Origin of the sequence: uncultured Winogradskyella sp., from assembly GCF_947501905.1 — a bacterium.
Lineage (GTDB): Bacteria > Bacteroidota > Bacteroidia > Flavobacteriales > Flavobacteriaceae > Winogradskyella.
This window is the reverse complement of record NZ_CANMXL010000002.1, coordinates 327,610-352,460: the sequence shown is the minus strand read 5'-3', so window position 1 is coordinate 352,460 and position 24,851 is coordinate 327,610. Positions and strand designations below refer to the sequence as shown.

Here is a 24,851-nt window from a genome sequence, read left to right as displayed (position 1 = left end):
CCTTTTTTATTTTGTAATTTTGCCCAAGTTTTTCCGAACAGATTTCGGAATAAAAAATAAGATGAAAAACAAACGTGTCATAGTAGGTCTTTCTGGAGGTGTTGACTCCAGTGTTGCTGCATACCTTTTAAAAGAACAGGGTTATGAGGTTATTGGGCTATTTATGAAAAATTGGCACGATGATTCTGTAACCATTTCAGACGAATGTCCATGGTTAGAGGATAGTAATGATGCCATGTTGGTGGCGGATAAGTTGGGGATTCCATTTCAGACTGTAGATTTAAGTGTGCAGTACAAAGAGCGCATTGTAGATTATATGTTTAAGGAATACGAAAACGGACGTACACCAAACCCAGATGTGCTTTGTAATCGAGAAATTAAGTTCGATGTCTTTATGGATATTGCACTTGAGCTTGGCGCAGATTATGTGGCTACAGGTCATTATTGCCGTAAAGCGACTGTAGAAAAGAATGGGCAGCAGATTCATCAATTATTAGCTGGTGTAGATAATAATAAAGACCAATCTTATTTTCTGTGTCAACTATCTCAAGCACAATTAGCTAAAGCATTATTTCCTATTGGCGAATTGACAAAACCTGAAGTCCGAGATATAGCAAAAGCTCAAGACTTGATTACTGCCGAGAAGAAAGACTCTCAAGGTCTTTGCTTTATTGGAAAAGTAAGACTTCCAGAATTTTTGCAACAACAACTCAAACCAAAAGAAGGTGTTATTGTAGAGATTCCTGAAACCTTAGATGCATATCACAAATCTATTCCTCGTTTCGATTCTAAAGCTAGCGAGTTAGCATTTCATTCAGATAAAATGGAATATAATGTATCTCAAGGAAAAGTTGTTGGGAAACATCAAGGCGCACACTATTTTACAAAAGGACAGCGTAAAGGTTTAGCCGTTGGTGGTACAAAAGACCCATTATTTGTCATTGAAACTGATGTTAACGAAAATGTCATTTATACAGGGCAAGGCAAAAATCATCCAGGCTTATTACGCTCGGTGTTATTTGTTAAGAATGAAGAATTGCATTGGGTACGTGAAGATTTAGCTTTAGCTGATGGCGAAATCATGCAAGTCAAAGCTCGTATTCGTTACCGTCAACCTTTAGAGAATGCCATATTGCATAAAGTTGATTCTGGACTTTATGTTGAATTTGAGAATAAACAATCTGCAATTACAGAAGGCCAATTTGTAGCTTGGTATACTGATGATGAGCTTATTGGCTCAGGTGTTATTTCCTAGATATTTAGACTTCTTTTTTCATTAACTTTACGCTATTAAATGTACAGAATTAATGGCGAATAAGATTACATCACTTTTCAATATAAAACATCCAATTATCCAAGCCGGAATGATTTGGAATAGCGGTTGGCGTTTAGCTTCTGCAGCAAGTAATTCAGGAATTTTGGGTTTAATCGGCGCCGGATCTATGTATCCTGATGTATTGCGAGAGCATATCCAAAAATGTAAGGTTGCAACAGACAAGCCATTTGGTGTTAATGTACCGATGTTATATCCAAACATCGAAGAGATTATGGACATCATAGTTGAAGAAGGTGTTAAGATTGTATTTACTTCTGCCGGAAATCCTAAAACATGGACCAATTGGTTACAAGAGCGCGGTATTACCGTGGTACATGTGGTGAGTAGTGTCAAATTTGCACTAAAAGCCGAAGCAGCAGGCGTTGATGCCATTGTTGCCGAAGGTTTTGAAGCTGGTGGACATAATGGACGTGACGAGACTACGACCTTGACGTTAATTCCAATGGTAAAAGAGCAGTTAAGTATTCCACTAATTGCTGCTGGTGGAATTGCCACAGGAAAAGCCATGTTAGCTGCAATGGTTTTAGGAGCTGACGGTGTACAAGTGGGTAGTCGCTTTGTAGCTAGTGAAGAATCTTCAGCACATCAAGCTTTTAAGCAAGTGGTCGTTGATGCCAAAGAAGGCGATACGCAACTGACTTTAAAAGAGTTAGCACCTGTACGTTTGATTAAAAACAAGTTTTATAATGAGGTCCAAGAACTCTACAAATCAGGACCAACGGTCGACGAACTAAAAGAATTGTTAGGTCGAGCACGTGCCAAACGTGGTATGTTTGAAGGCGATTTAGAAGATGGTGAATTAGAGATTGGACAAATTGCAGGATTAATTCATGATATAAAACCTGTAGCAGAAATTGTTGAAGATATGATTTCAGAATTCAATAAAGCAAAGCAAGACCTTACTTCACTTTAAAAAGAGAAAGAGCTACTCCGTACAAAAACATTTCCCTACATATTCCAAATATTCGATAGCTTTAATAATTATTAAAACTTTTTTGAGACATTTTCTAAAAAGTGGAGTTATTATATAAACTAATCACATCGAAAACTAATTTTTGGAACATCCGGAATTAATAAAAGCATGCCAGAACAATAATCTAAAAGCACAAATGCAAGTCTATCTGATGTACAAGGATATGCTTTATAATGTGAGCTATAGGATTATTAAAAACACGCAAGACGCGCAGGATACTGTGCATGATGCCTTTATTAAAGCGTTTCAAAATATTTCTAAGTTAGAAAGTGATCTTAACCTTGGGCCATGGTTAAAACGTATTGTAATTAACTGTTCTTTAGATTTTTTAAGACAAAAAAAGAAGTTAGGTTGGTTACAAGAATCGTATGAGCTTCCAGAGACTGAAGAAGATATTGATACTTATGAAGACATCACTTTTAAAGTCGAAGAAGTAAAAAAAGCAATTAATACATTAAAGGACAAGTACCGAATAATTATAGTATTGTATTTAATTGAAGACTATTCGCATAGAGAAATAGCTGAGCAATTAGGCTTAAAGGAAAGTACAGTGCGGAATCAATATGTAAGAGGGAAACGTCTTTTAAAACAGCAATTGCAAAGTAAACTAATAGTATGAGTTTAGAGAAATTTATTAAGGAACATAAAACAGCATTTGACGACCAAGTCATGCCTGATGATATCACTTTAGATTTTGAAGCACGGTTAAAAAAAGAGTTACATCATTCTAATCCTCTTAAGCGCTTAAGAGTTATCAAATATGTTTCTATAGCGGCGAGTATTATGGTATTTGCAACAGTTGGTTATTTATATAATCAAAACCAAAAAGCACAATTAGAGATTAGAGATAATCTGATGCTAGCTTTGGATAAAAGTGAAACTAATAGTGAGCGTCTAGTAGCTATTTATGACATAGAAGATGAGTATCAAGACAAGGAAGAAGATGAAAAAATACTAAATGCTTTCTTTAAAATTTTAAAAGAAAATTCTGATGCAAATTCTAAAATAGCTGTCATTGATGCACTTTTAAAATTTCCAAATAATCAAAATGTTAGGAGTAACCTCATTGAAGCTTTAGGAAATGAAAAAGAACCTTTAGTACAACTAAAACTCATAAAATCTGTTGCCGTCTTAAGAGAAAAGCGTGCAACACCTAATTTACAAGAAATCATAGAAGATAATGAGTCTTTACCGTTGGTAAAAGGTAACGCTTCTGCATTATTAGCCATGTTAAATCAATAATACTGAAATAAATTCAACACAAGAAAAACGAATAGAAATGAAAAATATAATAACACTAATAGCACTACTTTTAATTGTAGGTATTGGTAATTCACAAGAAAAAGAAAAACGAATTAAATTTAATAAAGGTACACTTAAAATATGTTCAAACTCACACATGACCATAAAAGGTTATGATGGTGATGAAGTTATCATAAAGAGTCTTAATGAGTCACGTTTCTCCTATTTTTATGACTTTGGAGATAAAGATGACAAGTTTATAGACTCACTAGAAGAATCATCAGACGGTACTTTAGCAAAGAGTTACTATTTATTGTCATCACAATTTCAAGATACAGAATTAGAAAAAGGTTTAAAACCATTGGGAAATAAATCTACCAATCCTGCAGATAATTTGTATTTGGATATTACCGAAAAGCCAGGAGAATTAATCCTTAGAGATTTTAGTCATAAAAATGTTAATTCAAGTCAAGGTAAACTTACTGTGACGTCAAGTTCACTTTATTTCAATAATAAATACGAAATATTAATACCTAACTCCATTAAACTATTGTGGAACATTGAGAATTGTACTAAGAAAAATTCTAATACATTTTTTGTCACTTCTGGATCTTCACCATGGCAATTATCTAATTTTAAAGGTGAAGTAGAAGTCTCTACATCCTATAATTCTATAACATTTACAGATGTTAGTGGTCCAGTAATAGCCAATACTATAGGAGGAAACATTAAAGTTGTTTTTGATAAGGTATTGCCAACCAATTTATATTCATTGATTAGTAATGATGGCTATATAGATATGACATTACCTCAAAATGCAAGCATCAATGTAGATGCCATTGGTAATCGTATTTTAAGCGATATTGATTTTAAAGTCTTAAATGAGACAATAGTTAATGATACAAAAGGTATGGAATTGCAATTAAATTCTGGTAAAACCAAAATAAAATTAGATGCAAGTTCAGGAAGTATCTACCTAAGAAAACAAGAGTAAGTTCTAAAAAAAGTCTAGCTTACTGAGTTAGACTTTTAATTTCATTTATGTCCTATATAGTTCTTACAGACTAAAAGATAGGTGGCTTTAATATGTCATGAAGTAGCCTATAATTTATCAAAAACCAACTTAAAAAATTTAATTATGCGTTTGTTATGTTTTATCATAACCCTATGCTTCTTTGTTAGTTGCGAGGGTCAAAAAAAGAGTAAAAATAAAGCTTTAGAAGAACGAATTTCGAGAATAGAAAACGGTCTTCAATCTAATTTGCAAATACATTATAAGGATAGTATCATACGAAGTATCTACAATATTGAAGAAAGGATGCAAGAATTGAAAATTCCAGGTTTGAGTATAGCAGTTCTTCACAATGGCGCTATTGAATGGGCAAAAGGTTACGGAATCGCAGATAGCACAGAAAATAGAAAAGTGACAACCGAAACCTTATTCCAAGCGGGATCCATTAGTAAACCAATTGCCGCTACTAGAGCACTTCAACTTGCAGAAAACGGATTAATAGACTTAGATCAAAATATAAACAAGTACTTGTCTAGCTGGAAATTACCTGACAATGAGTTTACAGTAAACGAAAAAGTGACAACTCGAAGATTACTGAATCATACAGCAGGGATTAATATCGGTGGTTTTTTGGGATATAAAAGAGGTGATGCTATTCCTAGCACACTTGAAATCTTAGATGGAAAAGGCAATACAGACTCAATCCGTGTCTTTAGGAAACCTGGAGAAGCCTGGAGCTATTCTGGAGGTGGATATACTATTATGCAACAGATGGTTAGCGATATTGACCAAATAAAATTTTCTGAAACCATGCGACAAAATGTATTGAAAACCTTGGGGATGAAATACAGTACCTATGTAAATCCACTTCCAGAAGCCTTTCATAGTAAAGCGGCAACAGGATATAATTTTGATGGTACTCAGGTAGATGGTAAATGGTGGGTTTTTCCAGAAATGGCAGCAGCAGGACTTTGGACAACACCATCTGAATTGATATTATGGGCAAAAGAAATTCAACACATATTACTAACTCAAAACGATGGCTTATTAAAGGCTAAAACTGTAAACGAAATGCTGACGCCTAATGACGATGATCAAGGACTTGGACCATATGTGCTTGACCACATTTTTGGCCATGGTGGTGCTGCTGAAGGTTTTCGTGCAGACCTCACTATATGGAAAGATACCGCTAATGCTGCTGTGATTATGGTAAATTCTCAAAACGGGAATACTATAATTAGAGAAATTGTAATGAGTATTGCTGAAGAGTATAGCTTACCAGGTCATACTCCCAGAAAAAGAGTGTTTAAAAAACAATCAAGACAAGAACTAGAACGATTCATCGGGAAATATGATTTTGGCAAAGAAGGACAAAGTGAAATCAAGATAAAAGATGATGGTTTGGAGTTAAGTGGTGGTCTAGTTTCTAATCCTGTCTTCTTATGGCCAGAGTCTGATGGTAAATTCTTTAGTCGTGAAACAGGTTTGTACTTTAATTTTGATATTCAAGAAACTGATGTTGTAAGCATTAAAGTGTTAAGTTATGAGGGTAAAAAACTTAAGAAATAGATTGCTAATCTAATTGCTCTTATTGCAATGAAAAACCAAGTTTCAGTGATTGCCAAAACGCTCAAGGCAATGGCTGAAACTTTTTTTATTTGACGTCCATTTTGCCAAAAACCCTGTTTTACCCTTAAAAAATACGTATTTCTACGTATTGATTATTAGCATTTTAAAAACTAACTTCGCTTATCTAACGATATACTTCATCAAGACGAATTATATCTTACACGTTACCTGCAAGCTGAAAAAAAATGAGTAAAACAAAAGTTGAATTAAATACCATTTTAAAACTGTTTGAGATATTCACGAACAAAAAGTGGGTTGAAATTGATGGATATGAAGAAAGCCTTTCTCGTTTTGGGGAGCTAATTGACAATTTAAAAAGTGAACAAATCGAACTTATAATTGAGCTAACAGAGAGGTATAGATGGTTTAGTTTAAATGAGTACCATAGCCAACTAAGACAACTTTTGAAAGCTTTTTTTAAAACATATATGTCAAATATTGAAAAGGTTTATTTATTTCCAATAATTAAACCTGAAGACGAACTAAACACAAAAAGTGGTCACGCAGTAATGTATATGCTTGATGCTATAAAACCATCCTTGTCAGAATTTAACGAGGTTGAGTTTGTTAAATTAAACTCTTTTGAAGATATATCTTCAAAGAAGTTACAACTTAAAGAAAATGAAACACTTCTTTTAGTCGATGACTATATTGGTTCAGGAGGAACTTTGACCTCGACTTTAGATAAAATAAAGGAGAATGATATTATTAAAAACAACTTTGTAATTCTAACAGTAATGATTCAAGAAGAAACAAAGAATGTTTTAGATCAAAATGGAGTTAAAAACATAATTGGAGAAACAACAAAAAAAGGTATTACTAATTTTTACGAAGGGAAGGACTTAGAGAGTAAAGAAAAAATAATGGCCGAAATTGAAAGTTTAATACCTAAAGTTAAAAACTACAGATTTGGATTTGAAAAATCTGAAGCCTTAGTTACTATGGTTAAAACACCTAACAATACATTCCCAATTTTTTGGAAAGATTTTCAAAAAAAAGGGGAATTACTAAAAGCACCGTTTGCAAGATATTAAAATGGATAATAAACACCTCTACATACTATTAAACGTTATAAAAACGAATGGAGACATACGTAAATTAAAGCGTGAAGGAATTGATTATAAGAAAATAGCAGAGCTTACAAAATCTGCTATTACTCAAAAATTAGTTAACTATAAAGGTGATAAAATAACTCTCTCAGACAAAGGGAAAGAAAAACTAAAATCGTTAGAAACTGATTACAAAGTAAGAGATAAAAAACAATGGATAATGGCAGAAAACAAAAGTAAAATTCCTAAACTGGAAAAAGATTTTATATTTTTGCCTAATCAAAATGAAATTCATTTTTGAATCCATATGAAATTGGGTGGTGATGTCACTTACCCTTATTGTGAACATAATTTCAAGCTTAAGCAGCTTTTAAAATTTAAAATTCTCGGGATTTTCTGCGAAAACCCTCAAATATTTAAATTTCAAAATCTGCTTTATTCCGAACGGGGGCTCTGAGTAGTCCCCCGCTCATAAGGATTTATCAAATGAAGAATAATTTTAAGACGTACAGCAAAAGATTTACTGAAAAGGCAATTAATAGTGGCTATTCAGAAGACAACATTCAAAAATGTTTAAAATATGCTGAACCAATTTTATCTAAAGGTTTTCCAATAATTTACAATACGTCTCATTTAAGTTCTCTTGTAGGCTACAACAAAACTTATTTAAAAAGAGCTGTCTTATATTCTAAACATTTTTATCGAGAGTTTACCATCACCAAAAAAAGCGGTGGAATTAGAACTCTTTTAGAACCACTTCCCAGTTTAAAAGAAATACAGAATTGGATATTAATCAATATCTTATATAAACATAAAGTTAGTAGATATGCCAAAGGTTACGTTCCAAATAGAAGCATAAAAGATCACGTCAGGTATCATACAAATGAAAAAATAGTTTTAACACTTGATATAAAAAAGTTTTTTAATACAATCTCATTTAATCTCGTTGAGAATATTTTTTTGGAAATTGGTTATTCAAAACTAATATCAAATCTTTTAACAAAGTTATGCTTCTTAGAAGGAGAATTGCCTCAAGGAGCCCCTACTAGCCCTTATATATCTAATATAATATTAATAAGTTTTGATAATGAAATTTCAAAATATTGTGCTGAAAACGATTTGAAATATACTAGATATGCGGATGATTTAGCCTTTTCAGGAGAAATAAAAAAAACTGCTTTAATTAAATTAGTCAGAGCAGAATTAAAAAAGGTAGGATTGAAATTGAATAATGATAAAATCAATTTAATGAAGCAAAATCAACCACAAATTATCTCTGGAATTGTGGTGAATAAAAAAGCACAAATACCAAAAACTAAAAGGAACGAAATAAGAAATGAAATGTTCTATATTCAAAAATTTAGTTTTGAAAGTCATTTAGAAAGGATTAATGAAACTCGGCCTAATTATCTAAAGCATCTGATTGGAAAAATCAACTATTTATTGACAATAAATCCAAAAGACAAGGAATTTATTGAATATAAAAAACATTTATATACATTAGAAAAGCCAGCAGGTAACAATGTATAAAAATAATAGCGGCTTAATCGCTAAAACGAAAGTAAGTAAATATATAAAAGGTCTGTGTTTAACTGAAAAATTAGTACGTAAAAATCAACTACTATTTTTATACTGAACTAATAAGCGTAACACCAAATCCATCTAAAAACCCTCAAACCATAGATTCGGACAAGACCTTCATAGATTTAGACAAATAGGTCTACTACATAAGACTCAACTTTGTATTGTAAACAAAAACAAACAAAAAAATGAGTCAAAAAACTGCAATTATTACAGGAGGAAGTCGAGGATTAGGTCGTGATATGGCGCTTAATCTCGCAAAAGATGGTGTAAACATTATATTTTCGTACAACACCAACACCACAAAAGCCAATGAGGTGATCTCAGAAATTGAAGCTTTAGGGCAAAAAGCGGTAGCCTTTCCGTTTAATGCTAACGATTACAAAAGTGGTCAAGCATTTATAGTACAAGCGACCAATTACCTCAAAGAAGAAACTGGGAGTCCAAACTTTGATTTTTTAGTGAACAATGCGGGTACAGGTACTTTTAATATGGTCGCCGATACCACAACAGAGCAGTTCGATGAAATGATGAACGTACACCTTAAAAGCATATATTTTTTAAGCCAAGCGGCTTTACCATACATCAATACTGGCGGACGTATTATTAATATTTCTAGTGGATTGGCACGATTTAGTTTGCCAGGCATGTCGTCTTATGCCATCATGAAAGGCGCTATCGAAGTTTTTACACGTTACTTGGCAAAAGAGTTAGGTGAGCGCAAGATTACAGCTAATGTTATTGCGCCAGGAGCCATAGCCACAGACTTTGCTGGAGGCAGCAATAAAGATGCAGAAAAAGCAGCCATCATCTCAAGCATCACGGCTTTAGGTAGAGTAGGAGAGCCAGAAGATGTTGGTGGTACGGTAGCCTTTTTATGTTCGGATAGAGCAGGTTGGATTAACGGACAGCGTATTGAAGTGTCTGGTGGGATGTTGGTGTAAAATCTTTTCCATAAATTTAAACATATGAAAGATTTAAAGCACTTTAAAAAAGTAGCCGACTACCATAAGCTGGTTAGTATTTCGCCGCCAGAGCATCCATTGATTAGCCTGATAGATTATAGTCAAGTTAGATATCCTGACAATATCGAAACACTAAAATGGAAACAAGATTATTATGTCATTGGGTTAAAACGTAATATTCCCTATAAGCTTTTTTACGGACAACAACAGTATGATTTTGATGAAGGTGTAATGGCTTTTATTGCACCTGATCAAATCATAAGTGTAGGAGATAATCCAAATATTAGAGCAAAAGAACCAACAGGTTGGTTATTGTTAATTCATCCAGATTTTTTGTGGAACACATCACTTGCTGAATCCATAAGCAAATACGATTTTTTCAATTACAGTGTCAATGAATCGTTGTTTCTATCTGAAAAAGAGGAAATCATGATGGAAGACTTGCTTAAAAATATTCAACGCGAGTATCAGGCCAATATCGATAAGTTTAGTCAGCAAATTATTGTCTCTCAGTTAGAACTATTGCTTAATTATGCCAATCGGTTTTACGAACGGCAATTCATTACAAGACAAAAATCGAATCATCAGATTTCGGAGCAATTAAATAAACTGCTTACGGACTATTTTAATAATGATGATGTCATCGATAAAGGTTTGCCAACGGTAAGCTTTGTAGCAGAACATATTAATTTATCACCTAACTACCTGAGTAATTTATTAAAATCTATTACAGGTCAAAGTACGCAGCAACATATTCACAATAAGCTAATAGAAAAGGCCAAATTAAAATTATCGAGTACGGCACTTTCGGTGAGTGAGATTGCTTATAGCCTAGGGTTTGAACAAGCGGCATCGTTTTCAAAACTCTTCAAAAATAAAACAGAGATGTCACCTTTAGAATTCAGAAAAACCTATAATTAAAATACAATACTTACAGTTTTATCCGTTTTACACATGAACAACCAAGACTAAACTATGATAGAAACGGAGCAAGTTTTTGTTTTAATAGGCATTACTTTAATCACATTTTTGTCTATTCTGTTATTAACGTCAAGAAAATACCGAAGCTCCTATAATACCTACTTGGCATTATCATTACTATCAATTTCAGTACTTATAGCAAAGGTTAACTTTTTTTATTTTGATAATCTACTATTCCAACTTTCAGACTATTTAAGGATAGAGCACCTGTTTTCAGTATTTCTCTATCTCTATGTCTTCAAGATTATAAAAGAGCACATAAAATCTAGTACTTATGTATTATTACTAAGTCCGTTTTTAGTGTTTAGTATTGTATATACTTTAGCTTCTATCACCGAAGATTTTGAAATGGATAGTCTTATCAATGCTCTAGAACTGTTTGAACCTTTTGAGATTTATATCATATTAGGATTCAATTTTATAATGATTACTATGTTGCTTTTAAAAGTGAAAAACAGTAGCAGTACTTCAGAATTTAAAAAATGGATGTATGTGGTGCTTGGCGGTTTAATTGTAGTATTAGGTGCATTTTTAATAACAGAATTTGTAGAGCTGTTGTTGGATATACAGTTGTGGAGTTACCTCGGAATAGCCGCTTCCATATTCTTTATTCTTGTTACTTATAATGGGGTACAACAACTAGAAGTACAACAAGAACTAAAACAAATAAAACACATCTCTCAAAAGCCTAAGAGCACCAACACATCGTATTCGACAACAAATAAGCTCAGTCATTTTGAAAACATTCAATTATTGATGACTAAAGAACAATTGTTTAAGAACCCAGATTTAGATAGAGAATTATTAGCTTCAAAATTAGGGCTTAGTGCGAGTTCTGTAACACGGATTTTGAAAGAGGATGCTCAAATTAACTTTAATGATTTTGTCAATAGCTATAGAATAGATTTGGCAAAAGAAATGCTACTCGATGAGCGATTCAATATATTTTCTTTAGAAGCTATTGGTAAAGAAGTCGGATTTAAATCCAGAAGTACCTTTTACGAAAGTTTTAAAAAAGAAGTGGGGATTGCACCCGGAAAGTTTAAAAAAGAATATAGGTTGTCCGGAATTCTTCCAAATGCTTAAATCCCGTACACACATACTGTATTAGTAGATAATAATGCCTACATGTTTGCGTACTCTTACCTAATCATGTTAATCATTAAATTTTAAAATCCTATGAAATTATTAAAAAAGACCTCTTATCTATTTACAATTATTTTGCTATTAAGTATCAGCCTTGCTTGCAGTAGCGATGACGATTCAAATCCAAATCCCACACCAACCGGCCCAAGTAACTCAGCCAATATTATTATGCCACTAGGTGCATCTCGTGTGGCTGGTGCCAGACCAGAATACGAAAGTTACAGGTACGAACTCTGGAAATTATTGATTGATGGTGGATACGATTTCGATTTTATTGGTACAGAAACCGACAATGCGTCTTACCCAGATTTTAATGGTATGAGTTTTGACAGAAATCACGAAGGCCGTGGTGGTATTAATTCTACGGAGATATTGGCAGAACTCGGAATCTGGTTGAATGATTTGTCTTCTGTACCAGATATTGTATTGTTTAGCTCACCAGGAGGCAACGATGGCATCGACCAATATGCGCAAACATTAATTAATGTGAATGCAATCATTGATTTACTCCAAGAACGAAACCCAAATGTTACTATTTATTTAGAGTTGCCAGCACCGCCAATGACAAGTGAGCAAACGCCTGAGTTTATGGATTATTACAATCAAGCATTAATGGATATTCCAGTTGTGGCTCAGCAGCAAAGCACTTCGACTTCGAGTGTTTTAACGGTAGATATGGCAACAGGGTTTATAGATGCCTATCTTGAAGATGATGTGCATTATAATGAAGCAGGTGCAGCATTTATAGCAGGACGTTATTATGATGAGTTGATAAATATATTACAGTAGCTTATAAGTAGTTGTCATTTGAGTTTGTTTTAAGCGGTCAGGAAATTTATTTCTGACCGTTTTTTCTTGTTAAGTTTTTAAGACTGAAAACAAAAAATTGACGTTCATTTTGCCAAAAATGCCATTTTATCCCTAAAAATTACGTATTTCTACGTATTGATTTGCACTATTTTATAGTCTAACTTGCTTACATGTGCTGAAGGTGTTTTCAGTATCATAAGATATAGTTCATTAATAACGAACCATATCTTAACGTTAGTGAGCATTTTAAGAAACTATGATAAAATTAACCAACTATACAGATAAAGGTGGATGCGGATGTAAAATTGATAAAGACTCGTTATCTAAACTTTTGACTTTTAAAAATAATAGCATTGATTCTAATATAGATTCTAATTATTTATCAATGGACGACTGTGCTGTAAGTGAATTTGATAAACAAAATTATTTACTCAGCACATTAGACTTCTTTTCGCCATTAGTTGATGAACCATATCTTTATGGGCAAATATCTGCTTTAAATGCTGTAAGTGATATTTACGCAATGGGAGGGAAACCATTGCAGGCATTAAGTATTTTGGGCTGGCCTAAAGAATTACCAATTGAAGAAGCTAAAGGAGTTTTGGAAGGTGCGAGCGATATTGCCTATGAATTAAATTTTTCAATTTCTGGAGGTCATTCTATCATTAATCCTCAACCAATATTCGGACTATCAATAACTGGTTCTGTCTTAAAACAAAATGCAAAAAGATTGCACTCTATAGAATCAAATTGTCAGATTTATATAACTAAACCAATAGGTATTGGGATATTATCTTCTGCGATTAAAAGAGGGATTTTAGATAATGATTCTTTTTTAGAATTTAAAAATATTATTTTACAATCAAATGAAGTTGGCTATAAACTAGGTAAGTTAGGATGTGTAAAAGCAATGACCGACATTAGTGGATTTGGTCTTATCGGTCATTTAATAAATATTTGTAAAAGGAGTAATATTAATGCAGTAATAAATTACAGAAATATTCCAATAATTAAAAATATAGAAGACTATTTAATAAAGGGTATTTCAACAAGTGTTACCGAAACTAATTATCAAAAATCTAAATTTATAGTTGGAGATTTAGAAACAAAGAAAAAGAATATATTGTTTGACCCGCAAACTAATGGAGGTCTTCTTTTACTAGTTGAGAATAAAAAAATAAAAGAATTTAAAACCTTTGTCGAAATAAGTGAAACAGAATTTTTTCATATTGGAGAAACACACAAAACACAAAGTGAAATTAATATTAATATCTTATGAAAAAAATTGGAGTAGTTCACGGAAGATTTCAACCATTACATAAGGGTCATATGGACAATTACATCCTTTTAGCTCTTGAAAAATGTGACTTTTTAATTATTGGAATTACTAACCCTGACCCAACACATTCGTTGCCTGATGAGTCAAACTTATCTAGAACAAGACCCCAAAATAACCCATTAACTTACTACGAGCGTTTAAATATTATTACAGCTGCACTTTACGAAAGTGGAATGAATAAAGAAGATTTTTTAATAGTTCCATTTCCGATAAACTTTCCTCAATTATTAAAATTCTATGTGCCGAAAGATGCAACACATTATTTAACCGTATTTGATGAATGGGGAGAAAATAAAATCAAATATTTAAAAAATAACGGTTTTAAAGCTAGAAAATTGACTAATAATAAAGAAAAAAATATTTCCTCAACTTTAGTTAGAGAAAAAATTTTAGTAAACAAACCTTGGAAAAGTTTAGTCTATAAATCTACTCAACCATATATTGAGTCTTATCAATTGAAAAATAGGCTTATAAAAATCACTAACCAATTCTTATGAAAGATTACTTCAAATATATTATCTCTCTTATAATTGGATTTTTGGGTAGTTATTTAGCTAATCAAGCACCAGAGATAAATTTAGCATTATCATTTCTTATTTTTTGTGGGATTGTATTTTTGGTTTTGCTATTTATCCAATATGTATATCCAATTATAAAGTCATATTTACATATGGTTTTTCTTTCAAAAATTAGAGGTTTATGGGGAGATAAATATCTTGATAAAGTAATTTTAAACCAATATAAAAATTCTTCTGAAATAAAAATTAAGGTAACAAGAGGAATAAATTTATTTAAAAAAGGTAAAGTGTTTCATCAATGCTTATTTGTTGAAAAATTTAATGAAGAAAAAACAATAAAAGTACTTCTACATTTTCCTTGTCTTCGTTCTATACATATTTCTGAACGTGCTAATGCTAACGGTATTCCAAAAGAAGAATACGTTGAAGACTTATTTAAATTATTAAAAATTTTCAAAGAACATTCTAGAGACACCTCACAAGATGAAAAGATTTTTGTAAAATTCTATACTTCAAAAAAAGAAAAAGAATGGAGATATTATATTTTTCATAAACACGATAATGACAAAGTTTTACTGTTCAATCACTATAACAAAAAAATTCAAGGTTCAAAATCAAAAATGCTCAAAGTAAAAGGAGGAAATAGCTCTCTTTGTGACGATTTAAATTTTACCTTCGACAATCTATATGACAATTCATCTTTAGAGCTAGTGAGTAATCTCATAGAACAAGACGAATTAATGCACAGTGAAAGTTGTGGGCATTCAGAATGCAAAACATTGATTAATAATTTGTACAAAAAACATTTCAACAAATAGAATGGAAGAATACATAAAGAAAGTAAAAGACGAACGAAAATTTAAAGGGAAATTGTTAGAGATAATTGATAGAGAATTTGAACTTTCAAAAAATGGAAAAATTGATAATTTCACTATTGAAATAGCAAGACGACCACCTGGCGTAAGATTAATTATTATAAAAGAGGATAAAATTTTGCTTACAAAAGAATTTAGGTCTGAATTAGAAGATTGGGACTATCGAGTTGCAGGAGGAAAAATATATGAATCACTTACTGAGTATTTAAAATTTGTTGATGATAAAAATGCTGTTAAAGAAAAATCTATCGAAGCTGTTAAGAATGAAGGGCTTGAAGAAGCGGGAATAATAGCCAAAAATCAAGAACTAATCTATATATCTAAATCTGGTGCAACAATGGAATGGGATTTATACTATTATATAGTTGACGAATTTGAAATGGCTTCCAAAGGGAATGAAACTGAATTTGCTGAAATCATATATCCAGAATGGTTTTCATTGAAAGAAGCTAAAGCAATGTGCCTTGATGGACGTATTAAAGAAGATAGAACTGTAGGTATCCTTTTAAAATATATTTTGAACAAAGAAAACGCTCGCTAACAATGTATAAAAAAGTAGGGCAAAAAGTACTTAATCGAAAGGTTTGTGAGTGTTTACCAAGTAGCTAAATTTTTAATTTGGTATAATTAAAATGAGAAAAGATAATCAGCAAAATTTAAAAATTCGGCTTTAGCTTAATCCGAAAAGTATCACTTACAACTGCCCTATTTTTCTTATACTAAACCGATAAGCGCATTTCCAAAAATTCAATAACATTTCCCCTAAAAAGTTAAAACCAAAACCGCTACTTTTGCGTGATGGTTTTTAGTAATTACACCAAAGAGTTTTCATATAATCTAAAATTAGCAACACCAGTCATTTTAGGTATGCTTGGGCATACCTTTGTTAGCTTTGTGGACAATGTCATGGTAGGGCAATTGGGTGCTGCAGAACTAGCGGCAGTGTCTTTAGGTAATAGCTTTATTTTTATTGCTATGTCTATAGGTATTGGGTTTTCTACAGCCATAACGCCGTTGGTTGCAGAAGCTGACGCAGAAGGTAATTTTACCAAAGGGAAATCAGCATTTAAGCACGGTCTATTTCTGTGTACTGTTTTATCGCTGATACTTTTTGGTCTATTACTGTTAGCCAAGCCTTTGATGTATATCATGGACCAACCCGAAGAAGTGGTGGTTTTGGCCTTACCATATTTAGATTTAGTGGCCTTTTCTTTAGTGCCGTTAATTATTTTCCAAGCTTTTAAACAGTTTAGCGATGGTTTGTCCTTGACGAAATACCCGATGTATGCTACAATTTTAGCTAATGTGCTTAATGTTGCCATCAATTATGTCTTAATTTTCGGAAAGTTTGGTTTCCCAGAAATGGGTATTGTAGGTGCTGCAGTGGGGACTTTAGTTTCAAGATTTGTGATGCTGTTCTACTTATGGTTTTTATTATCAAAAAAAGAAAAATCAAAATTATATGTTACTGGTATAAAGTTTTTTACTCTAACAAAACAAGCTTTAAAAAAACTCACCAATTTGGGACTACCTAGTGCCATGCAAATGTTTTTTGAAGTTGGGATTTTTACGGCAGCTATTTGGTTAAGCGGAACTCTAGGTGCAAATGCTCAAGCGGCGAATCAAATAGCCTTAAATCTATCCTCAATGACATTTATGGTGGCAATGGGACTTAGTGTGGCGGCTATGATACGTGTGGGTAATCAAAAAGGATTAAAAGATTTTAAAGCCTTAAAACGTATTGCAGAATCTATATTCTTTTTAGGGTTTTTATTTGCAGTTGTCTTCGCTTTGGTCTTTGTCATATTTCATCAAGCTTTACCCAATCTATATGTGAATTTAGATGACCCAGCAAATGCATTAGATACTGCTGAGGTTGTGAAAATAGCAGCGACATTATTATTGGCGGCAGCAGTGTTTCAAATTACTGATAGTTTGCAGGTTATTGTCTTGGGTGCCCTTAGAGGATTGCAAGATGTATACATACCTACATTAATTACATTTATTGCGTATTGGCTCATAGGTTTTCCTGTGAGTTATTATCTGGGCAAATCGGATGCTTATGGTAGTCTTGGTATTTGGTTAGGATTATTGGCAGGTTTAAGTTCTGCGGCAATTTTATTATACATAAGGTTTGTATATTTGACGAAGCGTTTAATACTAAAAAACGAAACTAACTAAATGGAACTTCCAAAGTTTATATTAGGAGATAACACGGATTATCCAGATGCGATATTTATCGTTCATACCGAGTTTCCAAGATTTATCATTAATCTAGAGAATGATGAGGTGGAGTGGTTTGAAGAATTTGACCAGCACGATGAAAAAGAATTGGCTACTGAAACGGAAAACTATATTCGTTTAGCCACAGAATTTTATGATAGAGAAGTCGCACGATACGAAGACTAATGTTAGAGCAGCTACTAGAATACGATACAGAACTCTTTGTTTTTCTCAATAGTTTAGGGAGCGAAACTTGGGATGGTTTTTGGTTATTGGTCACTAATAAGCTAACCTTCATTCCGTTTTATGCGATTTTACTGGCTTTGATTTATAAAAAATATGGTTGGCAAAAATTAGTATTATTTGCGATAGTTATAGCAGCCATGATAACGTTTACTGACCAAATGACAAACGTTGTAAAGCGCTCAGTGCTGCGATTTAGACCATGTGCTTGTGATGATATTATGGATTCTATAAGATTCATTGCAGAACGTTGTAGTTCTAATCGTAGTTTCTTTTCTGGTCACGCCTCTAACTCAATGGCGGCAGCAGTTTTTGGAGGACTTATTCTGCGACCGTATTTTAAGAACCTAATATTTATATTATTGTTTTGGAGTGCTATGGTTGCCTATAGTAGAATATATGTAGGTGTACACTTCCCGATTGATATTATATGCGGAATGACTTTCGGTGCCATTTCTGGTTATGGCTTTTATAAGCTTTCTGGAGTTTTGGTGAAGCGATTTATCAAAGCTTAAGACCTATTGTCTATTTGGTAATTAATATACTTTCGTTTCATCCATAAATAGGCAAAGCAATCAGAAAGAGGCCCAAATAGTCTATTTCTTAAGCCATACTTTGCTTTTCCTGCGATACGCGGGAAATGTTGCACAGGAACTTGTTTTACCTTCCCTTCCTGAAGCAATATCATAGCTGGTAAAAATCGATGCAAGCCTTTAAACATAGGAATACGTTTGGCGTAATCTGTATGTATTATTTTTAATGGACAACCTGTATCGTCCATGCCATCTTTAGTAAAAGCTCGCCGTATAGAATTGGCAATTTTAGAAGACATGTTTTTTGTAACACTATCTTTTCTATTTGCTCTAACACCTGTAACCAATTGATAATCGTCAATATGCTCTAAAAGTAAATTGAAATCCTTAGGTGATGTTTGTAAATCCGAATCGATATAACCGATTAAGTCACTTTCTACTACATCAAAACCAGCTTTTAGAGCTGCACTTAAACCACTGTTTTTTTTCAGTGAGATAAAATTGAAAACTTCGTTTCTTAAACAGATGTCTTCAATAAGTTGAAAACTCTTATCTGTTGAGCCATCATTTACAAAGAGTATAGACGTTTTAACAGAGGCGACTTTAAGGTAGTCTAGTAAAGCCTCTTCAACCCGAAGAAGATTTTCGGCTTCATTGTATACAGGGATAATGATGGTAAAGGAATAGTGCATAAGTTGTTATTAGTCAACATCTACAAAAGTATTGTTTTTACTTAACTTGATTTGCCATAGGTTTACTAGTAAAAAAGATGTTTATTTGTGTATCACTTTTTGTTTGATAAATGAAAATATTAATAACAGGAGCAGCTGGGTTTATAGGGTCGCATTGTGCAGAACGTTTATTGCAAATGGGTCATGAACTTGTTGGTGTAGATAATTTTTCAAGCTACTACAGTACTGATTTAAAGGCGAAAAATGCTGATGCAGTTAAAGCTATAGGCGGAAAGATGATAACTTTAGATTTGAGAGACATTGAAGCTTTAGAAGTATTAAATGCTGATTTCAATTATATCTTTCATTTTGCGGCGCAACCAGGTTTATCTAAAACAGCAACCTACGAAGACTACTATTCAAATAATGTTACAGGAACAGAAAACTTAATTGCATTTGCTAAAACTTGTAAGGATTTAAAGATGTTTGTAAACATAGGTACATCTTCAATTTATGGTTTAGAAGCAACTTTTACAGAAGATTCTGTTCCAAAGCCAGCTTCGGATTATGGGGTGACTAAATATAGAGCGGAACAAATGGTATTAGAAAATAGTCATAACAATATTTTTAAAGCTTGTTCTTTGCGTTTGTACTCAGTGATTGGACCACGTGAACGTCCAGAAAAAATGTATACCAAATTGATTGATTTGGGTTTAAAAGGCGACCCATTTCCACTATTTGAAGGCAGCGAAAAACATTTAAGAAGTTTTACTTATGTAGGCGATATCATTGATGGCATTGTAAGTGTTATTGGTAATGAAGATAAGGTCAATGGCGAAATTATAAATCTAGGAACAGAAGCAGAGTATACCACAAAGCAAGGCATTGAAACCGTAGAAAGGGTGATTGGTAAGTCTATAAAATTAGAGCTTAAACCAAAACGAGCTGGTGATCAATTACGAACTAAAGCCAATATTGACAAAGCTAGAAAACTACTTGGTTATAATCCACAAACAACATTAGTGCAAAGTGTTGAAGCTCAGGTAAAATGGTTTAAAGAAAATTGTCTTTAATTTTCAAAGTCCTAACAAATACTCAGCGGCAGCAAAAGGTGTCGTTTTTCCAGATTCAATAAGCTCTATTTGTTGTTGTAATTCAGATTTTATTTCTGATTTATTGTAGAAATTAGATTTTAGACGCTCTTCAATAGTTTGTAATAACCAAAATTTGTTCTGCTCAGTACGATGCGTTTCAAAATAATTGCTGGATTTTGTTTCGGAAATATAATGGGTAATCATGTCCCAAATTTCAGAAATACCTTCATTATGCAACGCACTACACAACGCTGTTTTTGGTGTCCAACCAGATGCTTTTTCAGGATATAGATGTAATGCTCTATTAAATTCTAACTTAGCAGACTTTGCAGCTTTTACATTCTCACCATCAGCTTTGTTAATCACAATGGCATCAGCCATTTCTATAATGCCACGCTTTATTCCTTGAAGTTCGTCTCCGGCACCTGCCAATTTCAATAATAAAAAGAAATCGACCATACTATGTACAGCAGTTTCGCTTTGTCCAACACCAACGGTTTCAATTAAAATAGTGTCAAAACCAGCAGCTTCACATAAAATAATAGTTTCCCGAGTTTTACGCGCTACACCACCAAGAGAATCACCAGAAGGTGACGGTCTAATAAACGCATTTTTGATTTTCACCAAATCTTCCATGCGAGTTTTATCACCCAAAATACTGCCTTTACTCAAAGAGCTACTAGGATCCACAGCTAATACAGCAACTTTTTTATTGGTATTGGTTAGATGCTTACCTAAGGCTTCGATAAAGGTGCTTTTTCCTACACCAGGAACCCCAGTAATACCAACTCTAATAGAATTGTTGGCATAAGGCAAACAAGCGGTTATAATTTTATTGGCTTTTTCTGTATGTTTTGGGTTTGTACTTTCTATTAGTGTAATGGCACGGCTTAATGCTGTAATGTCTCCATTAGTAATGCCTTTTACCAAATCATTTACAGAAGGTTGTTTTTGGCGTCTTGACTTTATGGCTTTTGCAGAAACAGAACTCAAAGCATCAGGTGCTTTAATACCATCCTTTTCTTTTAAGGCTGATGTTTTTTGTTTGTCAGATTTAGCCACAGCAAATGGATTATTGTTTCTGTTTTATATTGCTAGAATCCTCAGTATTAGATTCTCTTATTGGAACTTCGATTTTAGTACTATCCCAAGCTAGGGTTAGTTTTAAGTTTCCAGTAGTGTTATCAAAAGCTATGGTGAACTTCTCTACAGTTGCATCTAGTTTTTCGGTAGGGACTTCTATTTCTATCACGTCATAATTTGGATCCCACATAGGTTCCATTTTTTCGTTAACACCCCATTGGTATTGCCCTGAGTTAAACATGACTTTCCACGAGTTTTCCATAGGTACAGTCCACAACGTATAATCACCTTTTGGTAAAAGCATGCCTTGAATGATTAAATCTCTATTTGTCGAAAACGTAGTTGCTTCGTTTGCACCAGTTCTCCATACCTTATTATATGGTACTAAGGCACCAAAAATTTCACGCTCGCGTTTTGAAGGTCTATTATATTGGACCTTACATTTTAAATCATTTAGAGTAATAGTTGCAGAATCTTTAGGGCTTAATCTTTGCGAAAAAATATTTTCTACAAAAACAGAATACAATAATAAAGCAATAGCAGCAATGGATAGGAAAATGAGGATGCGTTTCAACATAAATTCTAAAGCAATAACAATTTTTAAAAAATAAAGATAATCGAAATCCCTAAATTTATAGACTAAGGCGATTTAATTTTAACGTAAATAAAATATCTTGAAGTTTTTTTCAATTTTTTGCAACACTCCATTTTTTGCATCGTCTTTAAGACAAACCAATCAAAAAACAACCAAAAGCTAACCAAGAATGTTTCAAGTAGACATCATTGAAAAGTGTAGACAAAATGACCGAAAGGCGCAGTTAAAACTATACAACCAATACTGTGATGGTATGCTCATTGTAGCACAGCGTTTTGTTAAAAACACTATGGAAGCAGAGGATGTTGTACAAGAATCATTTATAAAAGCATTTACAAAATTAGAACAGTATAAAGCTGAAGTGACGTTTGGGGCTTGGTTAAAACGCATAGTAATTAATAAAAGTATAGACTTATTAAAGTCAAAAAAACAAAGACTTGTAGATATAGAAGATGTACAACTTAAAATTGTAGATGAAGACAATGACTGGTCTGTAGATAACGGAATTACTATTGATGAGGTTAAGACTGCCATCCAGAAATTATCGGAAAAATACAAATATGTAGTGATGTTGTATTTAATTGAAGGCTATGATCATCAAGAAATTTCTGAAATATTAAATATCTCTGAAGTAGCATCAAGAACACAACTATCAAGAGGAAAAGGAAAATTAAAAGAATTATTAAATAAAAAGAAAAATGGGACAGAATCTTAAAGACCTATTTAAAAATCAGCCTAAAGATGAGAGCGTAAAAATGTCTCAAGGTCATGAGGCACGTTTTTTAGAAAAGCTAGATAAAGCACTACCGCAAGAGAAAAAGTCTAGTCATTTTGGATTTTTAAATATTGCAGCCAGTATCATCGTCTTATTAGGGTTAAGCTACGGCGCATTTCAGTTTTTAAATGGACCTGATGAGCCAGTTGTTGAACCAACAGTGATTGTTAAAGACGATGAAATTAAGACTATGGGCGCATTCTCTCCTGAGTTAAAAAAGGTAGAAGATTACTATTTAGCAAGCATCAATTTAGAATTGTCTAAAGTGAATTTAACACCAGATAACAAAGACTTAGTTGATGGTTATATAGAGCGACTTAAAGAACTAAATACAGAATACGATAAGTTAACTCTAGAACTTAATGAAAATGGACCTAACGAACAGACTTTAGACGCATTAATAGATAATCTCAAATTCAGGCTTAATCTAGTGATGCGATTAAAAGAAAAATTGCAAGAGTTTAATAACGACACTTTTGAAGAAGTAAGTATCTAATCATAATTATAAATCAAAAAACGAACAGTTTTAAAAACCAAAACAAAATGAAGACAATTAAAATTTTAACCCTGTGCTTAATCACCACAATAGGTTTTGCGCAGAAGAAACTAAACAAAACCTCTCAGACCATTAAAGTCAACAAAGATGTTGTTGTAGATTTAAACACTAACTATGTAGAAATCGAGATTGAAACATGGGACAAAGATGTTGTAGAAGTAGAAGCCCATATAGAAAGTAGTAAGTTGTCTGGAGAAGAATTGGAAAAATCTTTAAAAGCATGGAATCTTAACGTTGATGCCTCTATGGATAATGTAGTCATATCTTCAGAAGGCAGTAGACGATATGAGTTGTTTTCTGGAGACTCTTATGATGAAATTCTTAAAGACTTAGAGTTTAAATTAGCAGATATACCAGAAATGCCAGAATTACCAGAATTATTGGTAATGCCAAACATGGCTAATTTTCCAAATTTACCTGAGATGCCAGAAATGCCAGAAATGCCAGAATTTCCTGAGCTTCCAGAGTTGCCTGAAGGTGTAACTACTATTAAATTTGATTATGATAAATATCAAAAAGATGGCGAAACATATTTAGCTGAATGGAGTAAGAAATATGAAAAGAAAGGTGGTAAGGAGTTGCAAAAACGTATGGAAGAATGGGCTAAAAAGTTTGCAGAATCTGGTTACCAAGAAAAAATGGCAAAATGGGGCGAGGAATATGGAAGGCGTTTTGAAGGCAAATGGTCAAAGGATATGGAGAAATGGGGTGAAGAATTTGGAGAAAAGTTTGGCAAAGACATGGAAAAATGGGGCGAAGAATTTGGAGAGAAATTTGGTGAAGAATGGGGCGAAAAAATGGAAGCTTGGGGAAAACGTTTTGAAAAACAAATGGAGAAAAAAGCTAAGGTTATGGAAAAACGTGCTGAGGCTATGGAGAAAAGAGCAGAGAAGATGGAAAAGCGCCATGAACAAAGAGCTAAAGAGCGTGAGAAGAGAGTAGAAGAGCTAGCTAAGCGTAAAGACAAAATGCAAAAAAGAAGAGAGTCTATTTTTGTAAACCGATACGGAAAAGCAAATAGTCAAGTAAAGCGTGTTATAAAAATTAAGATGCCTAAGAAGGCTAAGTTAAAGCTTAATGTTAGACATGGTGAACTTAAGATAGCTTCAGCAATACACAATGCAAAAGGTAATCTGTCTCACACAAATTTATTAGCAAAAAACATTGATGGAAGTGACACTTCCATCAATGTTTCATATTCTAGCGTTTTAGTTAGTGATTGGAAAAATGGTACTTTGGGACTTAATTATGTTGATGATGCGTTATTAAAAAATGTTCAGAACTTAACATTAAATTCTAACTCCTCTAAAGTTAATGTAGATTACTTATCTGGTAACAACATTATTGATGGTAGTTTTGATGAGTTAACCATACACAACATCCTAGACACTTTTAATAATCTAAATATTATACTAGAAAATAGTGATGCTTGGGTAAAGTTACCAAATGTAGATTATAGTTTAATGTTTAGAGGTGAGCGTTCTAAATTCAATGACGAGATTACAAAAAGTAAAACAGTTAATGGTAGCTCTGGTAAAACCATTGTATTAAATGCAAAGTATAGTACTATAACTACAAATTAGTCTTAGACCATTTCTTTTTTAATATAGGATTTGGTCTAA

General features: G+C 32.9%; 27 protein-coding genes. 24 read left to right on the top strand and 3 right to left on the bottom strand.

All coding sequences use genetic code 11. From position 1 onward, the window contains the following. Positions 1-61 precede the first annotated feature (61 nt). From mnmA to Q0770_RS05225, 20 genes are all read left to right on the top strand, one after another. Positions 62-1,255: a tRNA 2-thiouridine(34) synthase MnmA gene (mnmA, locus tag Q0770_RS05320; RefSeq protein ID WP_299114779.1), complete on the top strand. Its 1,194-nt coding sequence runs from the start codon at positions 62-64 to the stop codon at positions 1,253-1,255. A gap of 52 nt (positions 1,256-1,307) precedes the next feature. Further along, on the top strand, positions 1,308-2,249 hold the full coding sequence (locus tag Q0770_RS05315) for a nitronate monooxygenase family protein (protein WP_299114777.1): 942 nt from the start codon (positions 1,308-1,310) through the stop codon (positions 2,247-2,249). Between the two features lie 142 nt (positions 2,250-2,391). Next, the gene (locus Q0770_RS05310; RefSeq protein WP_299114775.1) at positions 2,392-2,928 is read left to right on the top strand and encodes an RNA polymerase sigma factor; all 537 of its coding nucleotides are present in this window, start codon (positions 2,392-2,394) and stop codon (positions 2,926-2,928) included. After that, positions 2,925-3,551 (top strand): HEAT repeat domain-containing protein, encoded by a 627-nt coding sequence (locus Q0770_RS05305; RefSeq protein WP_299114773.1) that lies wholly within the window; start codon positions 2,925-2,927, stop codon positions 3,549-3,551. The genes Q0770_RS05310 and Q0770_RS05305 overlap by 4 nt, the downstream gene beginning before the upstream one ends. Positions 3,552-3,588: 37 nt before the next feature. After that, entirely contained in the window at positions 3,589-4,545 is a 957-nt protein-coding gene (locus tag Q0770_RS05300; RefSeq protein WP_299114771.1) for a hypothetical protein, read from the top strand. Positions 4,546-4,689: 144 nt separating this feature from the next. Then, a complete protein-coding gene (locus Q0770_RS05295) occupies positions 4,690-6,132 on the top strand; it encodes a serine hydrolase (protein WP_299114769.1) in 1,443 nt (480 codons plus the stop codon). A 245-nt stretch (positions 6,133-6,377) separates the two neighbouring features. After that, positions 6,378-7,226: a hypothetical protein gene (locus tag Q0770_RS05290; RefSeq protein WP_299114767.1), complete on the top strand. Its 849-nt coding sequence runs from the start codon at positions 6,378-6,380 to the stop codon at positions 7,224-7,226. After that, positions 7,213-7,542, top strand: coding sequence for a hypothetical protein (locus Q0770_RS05285; protein ID WP_299114765.1), 330 nt, complete (start codon positions 7,213-7,215; stop codon positions 7,540-7,542). Before Q0770_RS05290 ends, Q0770_RS05285 begins: the two co-directional genes overlap by 14 nt. A 185-nt stretch (positions 7,543-7,727) precedes the next feature. Continuing rightward, positions 7,728-8,771, top strand: a complete 1,044-nt coding sequence (locus Q0770_RS05280) for a reverse transcriptase family protein (RefSeq protein WP_299114763.1) — start codon at positions 7,728-7,730, stop codon at positions 8,769-8,771. 239 nt (positions 8,772-9,010) lie between these two features. After that, entirely contained in the window at positions 9,011-9,766 is a 756-nt protein-coding gene (locus Q0770_RS05275; protein WP_299114761.1) for an SDR family NAD(P)-dependent oxidoreductase, read from the top strand. Between the two features lie 24 nt (positions 9,767-9,790). Continuing rightward, positions 9,791-10,708: an AraC family transcriptional regulator gene (locus Q0770_RS05270; RefSeq protein ID WP_299114759.1), complete on the top strand. Its 918-nt coding sequence runs from the start codon at positions 9,791-9,793 to the stop codon at positions 10,706-10,708. 54 nt (positions 10,709-10,762) lie between these two features. After that, entirely contained in the window at positions 10,763-11,854 is a 1,092-nt protein-coding gene (locus tag Q0770_RS05265; protein ID WP_299114757.1) for an AraC family transcriptional regulator, read from the top strand. A 93-nt stretch (positions 11,855-11,947) separates the two neighbouring features. Further along, positions 11,948-12,703, top strand: a complete 756-nt coding sequence (locus Q0770_RS05260) for a hypothetical protein (protein ID WP_299114755.1) — start codon at positions 11,948-11,950, stop codon at positions 12,701-12,703. A 277-nt stretch (positions 12,704-12,980) separates the two neighbouring features. After that, positions 12,981-14,003 (top strand): selenide, water dikinase SelD, encoded by a 1,023-nt coding sequence (gene selD / locus Q0770_RS05255; RefSeq protein WP_299114753.1) that lies wholly within the window; start codon positions 12,981-12,983, stop codon positions 14,001-14,003. After that, on the top strand, positions 14,000-14,560 hold the full coding sequence (locus tag Q0770_RS05250; protein ID WP_299114751.1) for an adenylyltransferase/cytidyltransferase family protein: 561 nt from the start codon (positions 14,000-14,002) through the stop codon (positions 14,558-14,560). The genes selD and Q0770_RS05250 overlap by 4 nt, the downstream gene beginning before the upstream one ends. Continuing rightward, positions 14,557-15,399 carry a hypothetical protein gene (locus tag Q0770_RS05245; RefSeq protein ID WP_299114750.1) on the top strand — a complete coding sequence of 281 codons (843 nt, stop codon included), beginning with the start codon at positions 14,557-14,559 and terminating at the stop codon, positions 15,397-15,399. Before Q0770_RS05250 ends, Q0770_RS05245 begins: the two co-directional genes overlap by 4 nt. A 1-nt stretch (position 15,400) precedes the next feature. Continuing rightward, positions 15,401-15,997: an NUDIX hydrolase gene (locus Q0770_RS05240; protein ID WP_299114749.1), complete on the top strand. Its 597-nt coding sequence runs from the start codon at positions 15,401-15,403 to the stop codon at positions 15,995-15,997. A 257-nt stretch (positions 15,998-16,254) separates the two neighbouring features. Further along, the gene (locus Q0770_RS05235; RefSeq protein ID WP_299114748.1) at positions 16,255-17,637 is read left to right on the top strand and encodes an MATE family efflux transporter; all 1,383 of its coding nucleotides are present in this window, start codon (positions 16,255-16,257) and stop codon (positions 17,635-17,637) included. After that, on the top strand, positions 17,638-17,865 hold the full coding sequence (locus Q0770_RS05230) for a hypothetical protein (RefSeq protein ID WP_295834167.1): 228 nt from the start codon (positions 17,638-17,640) through the stop codon (positions 17,863-17,865). Continuing rightward, positions 17,865-18,437 (top strand): phosphatase PAP2 family protein, encoded by a 573-nt coding sequence (locus Q0770_RS05225; RefSeq protein WP_299114746.1) that lies wholly within the window; start codon positions 17,865-17,867, stop codon positions 18,435-18,437. The genes Q0770_RS05230 and Q0770_RS05225 overlap by 1 nt, the downstream gene beginning before the upstream one ends. On the opposite strand, the gene Q0770_RS05220 is transcribed toward Q0770_RS05225, so the two are convergent. Continuing rightward, positions 18,434-19,147: a glycosyltransferase gene (locus Q0770_RS05220; protein ID WP_299114744.1), complete on the bottom strand. Its 714-nt coding sequence runs from the start codon at positions 19,145-19,147 to the stop codon at positions 18,434-18,436. The genes Q0770_RS05225 and Q0770_RS05220 overlap by 4 nt on opposite strands. A gap of 110 nt (positions 19,148-19,257) precedes the next feature. Between Q0770_RS05220 and Q0770_RS05215 the strand changes: the two genes are divergently transcribed. Then, the gene (locus Q0770_RS05215) at positions 19,258-20,199 is read left to right on the top strand and encodes an NAD(P)-dependent oxidoreductase (protein WP_299114742.1); all 942 of its coding nucleotides are present in this window, start codon (positions 19,258-19,260) and stop codon (positions 20,197-20,199) included. Positions 20,200-20,202: 3 nt separating this feature from the next. On the opposite strand, the gene meaB is transcribed toward Q0770_RS05215, so the two are convergent. Then, positions 20,203-21,282 (bottom strand): methylmalonyl Co-A mutase-associated GTPase MeaB, encoded by a 1,080-nt coding sequence (meaB, locus tag Q0770_RS05210; RefSeq protein WP_299114740.1) that lies wholly within the window; start codon positions 21,280-21,282, stop codon positions 20,203-20,205. Positions 21,283-21,292: 10 nt separating this feature from the next. After that, positions 21,293-21,880: a DUF2911 domain-containing protein gene (locus tag Q0770_RS05205; RefSeq protein WP_299114738.1), complete on the bottom strand. Its 588-nt coding sequence runs from the start codon at positions 21,878-21,880 to the stop codon at positions 21,293-21,295. Between the two features lie 187 nt (positions 21,881-22,067). Here Q0770_RS05205 and Q0770_RS05200 point away from each other — a divergent pair, with 187 nt between their 5' ends. The 3 genes from Q0770_RS05200 to Q0770_RS05190 are packed head-to-tail and all read left to right on the top strand — an operon-like array spanning position 22,068 to position 24,812. After that, the gene (locus Q0770_RS05200) at positions 22,068-22,613 is read left to right on the top strand and encodes an RNA polymerase sigma factor (RefSeq protein WP_299114736.1); all 546 of its coding nucleotides are present in this window, start codon (positions 22,068-22,070) and stop codon (positions 22,611-22,613) included. Continuing rightward, the gene (locus Q0770_RS05195) at positions 22,597-23,169 is read left to right on the top strand and encodes a hypothetical protein (RefSeq protein WP_299114734.1); all 573 of its coding nucleotides are present in this window, start codon (positions 22,597-22,599) and stop codon (positions 23,167-23,169) included. The genes Q0770_RS05200 and Q0770_RS05195 overlap by 17 nt, the downstream gene beginning before the upstream one ends. A 47-nt stretch (positions 23,170-23,216) precedes the next feature. Then, positions 23,217-24,812 (top strand): hypothetical protein, encoded by a 1,596-nt coding sequence (locus tag Q0770_RS05190; RefSeq protein ID WP_299114732.1) that lies wholly within the window; start codon positions 23,217-23,219, stop codon positions 24,810-24,812. The last annotated feature ends 39 nt before the right edge of the window (positions 24,813-24,851 follow it).

Coding starts and splice junctions, on each gene's coding strand:
- Q0770_RS05195 (WP_299114734.1), top strand. CDS start 22,597: ATGGGACAGAATCTTAAAGACCTATTTAAAAATCAGCCTAAAGATGAG.
- Q0770_RS05270 (WP_299114759.1), top strand. CDS start 9,791: ATGAAAGATTTAAAGCACTTTAAAAAAGTAGCCGACTACCATAAGCTG.
- selD (WP_299114753.1), top strand. CDS start 12,981: ATGATAAAATTAACCAACTATACAGATAAAGGTGGATGCGGATGTAAA.
- Q0770_RS05245 (WP_299114750.1), top strand. CDS start 14,557: ATGAAAGATTACTTCAAATATATTATCTCTCTTATAATTGGATTTTTG.
- Q0770_RS05205 (WP_299114738.1), bottom strand. CDS start 21,880: ATGTTGAAACGCATCCTCATTTTCCTATCCATTGCTGCTATTGCTTTA.
- Q0770_RS05225 (WP_299114746.1), top strand. CDS start 17,865: ATGTTAGAGCAGCTACTAGAATACGATACAGAACTCTTTGTTTTTCTC.
- Q0770_RS05190 (WP_299114732.1), top strand. CDS start 23,217: ATGAAGACAATTAAAATTTTAACCCTGTGCTTAATCACCACAATAGGT.
- Q0770_RS05265 (WP_299114757.1), top strand. CDS start 10,763: ATGATAGAAACGGAGCAAGTTTTTGTTTTAATAGGCATTACTTTAATC.
- Q0770_RS05235 (WP_299114748.1), top strand. CDS start 16,255: ATGGTTTTTAGTAATTACACCAAAGAGTTTTCATATAATCTAAAATTA.
- Q0770_RS05280 (WP_299114763.1), top strand. CDS start 7,728: ATGAAGAATAATTTTAAGACGTACAGCAAAAGATTTACTGAAAAGGCA.
- Q0770_RS05315 (WP_299114777.1), top strand. CDS start 1,308: ATGGCGAATAAGATTACATCACTTTTCAATATAAAACATCCAATTATC.
- Q0770_RS05260 (WP_299114755.1), top strand. CDS start 11,948: ATGAAATTATTAAAAAAGACCTCTTATCTATTTACAATTATTTTGCTA.
- Q0770_RS05230 (WP_295834167.1), top strand. CDS start 17,638: ATGGAACTTCCAAAGTTTATATTAGGAGATAACACGGATTATCCAGAT.
- Q0770_RS05290 (WP_299114767.1), top strand. CDS start 6,378: ATGAGTAAAACAAAAGTTGAATTAAATACCATTTTAAAACTGTTTGAG.
- Q0770_RS05305 (WP_299114773.1), top strand. CDS start 2,925: ATGAGTTTAGAGAAATTTATTAAGGAACATAAAACAGCATTTGACGAC.
- Q0770_RS05295 (WP_299114769.1), top strand. CDS start 4,690: ATGCGTTTGTTATGTTTTATCATAACCCTATGCTTCTTTGTTAGTTGC.
- Q0770_RS05240 (WP_299114749.1), top strand. CDS start 15,401: ATGGAAGAATACATAAAGAAAGTAAAAGACGAACGAAAATTTAAAGGG.
- Q0770_RS05215 (WP_299114742.1), top strand. CDS start 19,258: ATGAAAATATTAATAACAGGAGCAGCTGGGTTTATAGGGTCGCATTGT.
- mnmA (WP_299114779.1), top strand. CDS start 62: ATGAAAAACAAACGTGTCATAGTAGGTCTTTCTGGAGGTGTTGACTCC.
- Q0770_RS05220 (WP_299114744.1), bottom strand. CDS start 19,147: ATGCACTATTCCTTTACCATCATTATCCCTGTATACAATGAAGCCGAA.
- Q0770_RS05200 (WP_299114736.1), top strand. CDS start 22,068: ATGTTTCAAGTAGACATCATTGAAAAGTGTAGACAAAATGACCGAAAG.
- Q0770_RS05300 (WP_299114771.1), top strand. CDS start 3,589: ATGAAAAATATAATAACACTAATAGCACTACTTTTAATTGTAGGTATT.
- Q0770_RS05275 (WP_299114761.1), top strand. CDS start 9,011: ATGAGTCAAAAAACTGCAATTATTACAGGAGGAAGTCGAGGATTAGGT.
- Q0770_RS05250 (WP_299114751.1), top strand. CDS start 14,000: ATGAAAAAAATTGGAGTAGTTCACGGAAGATTTCAACCATTACATAAG.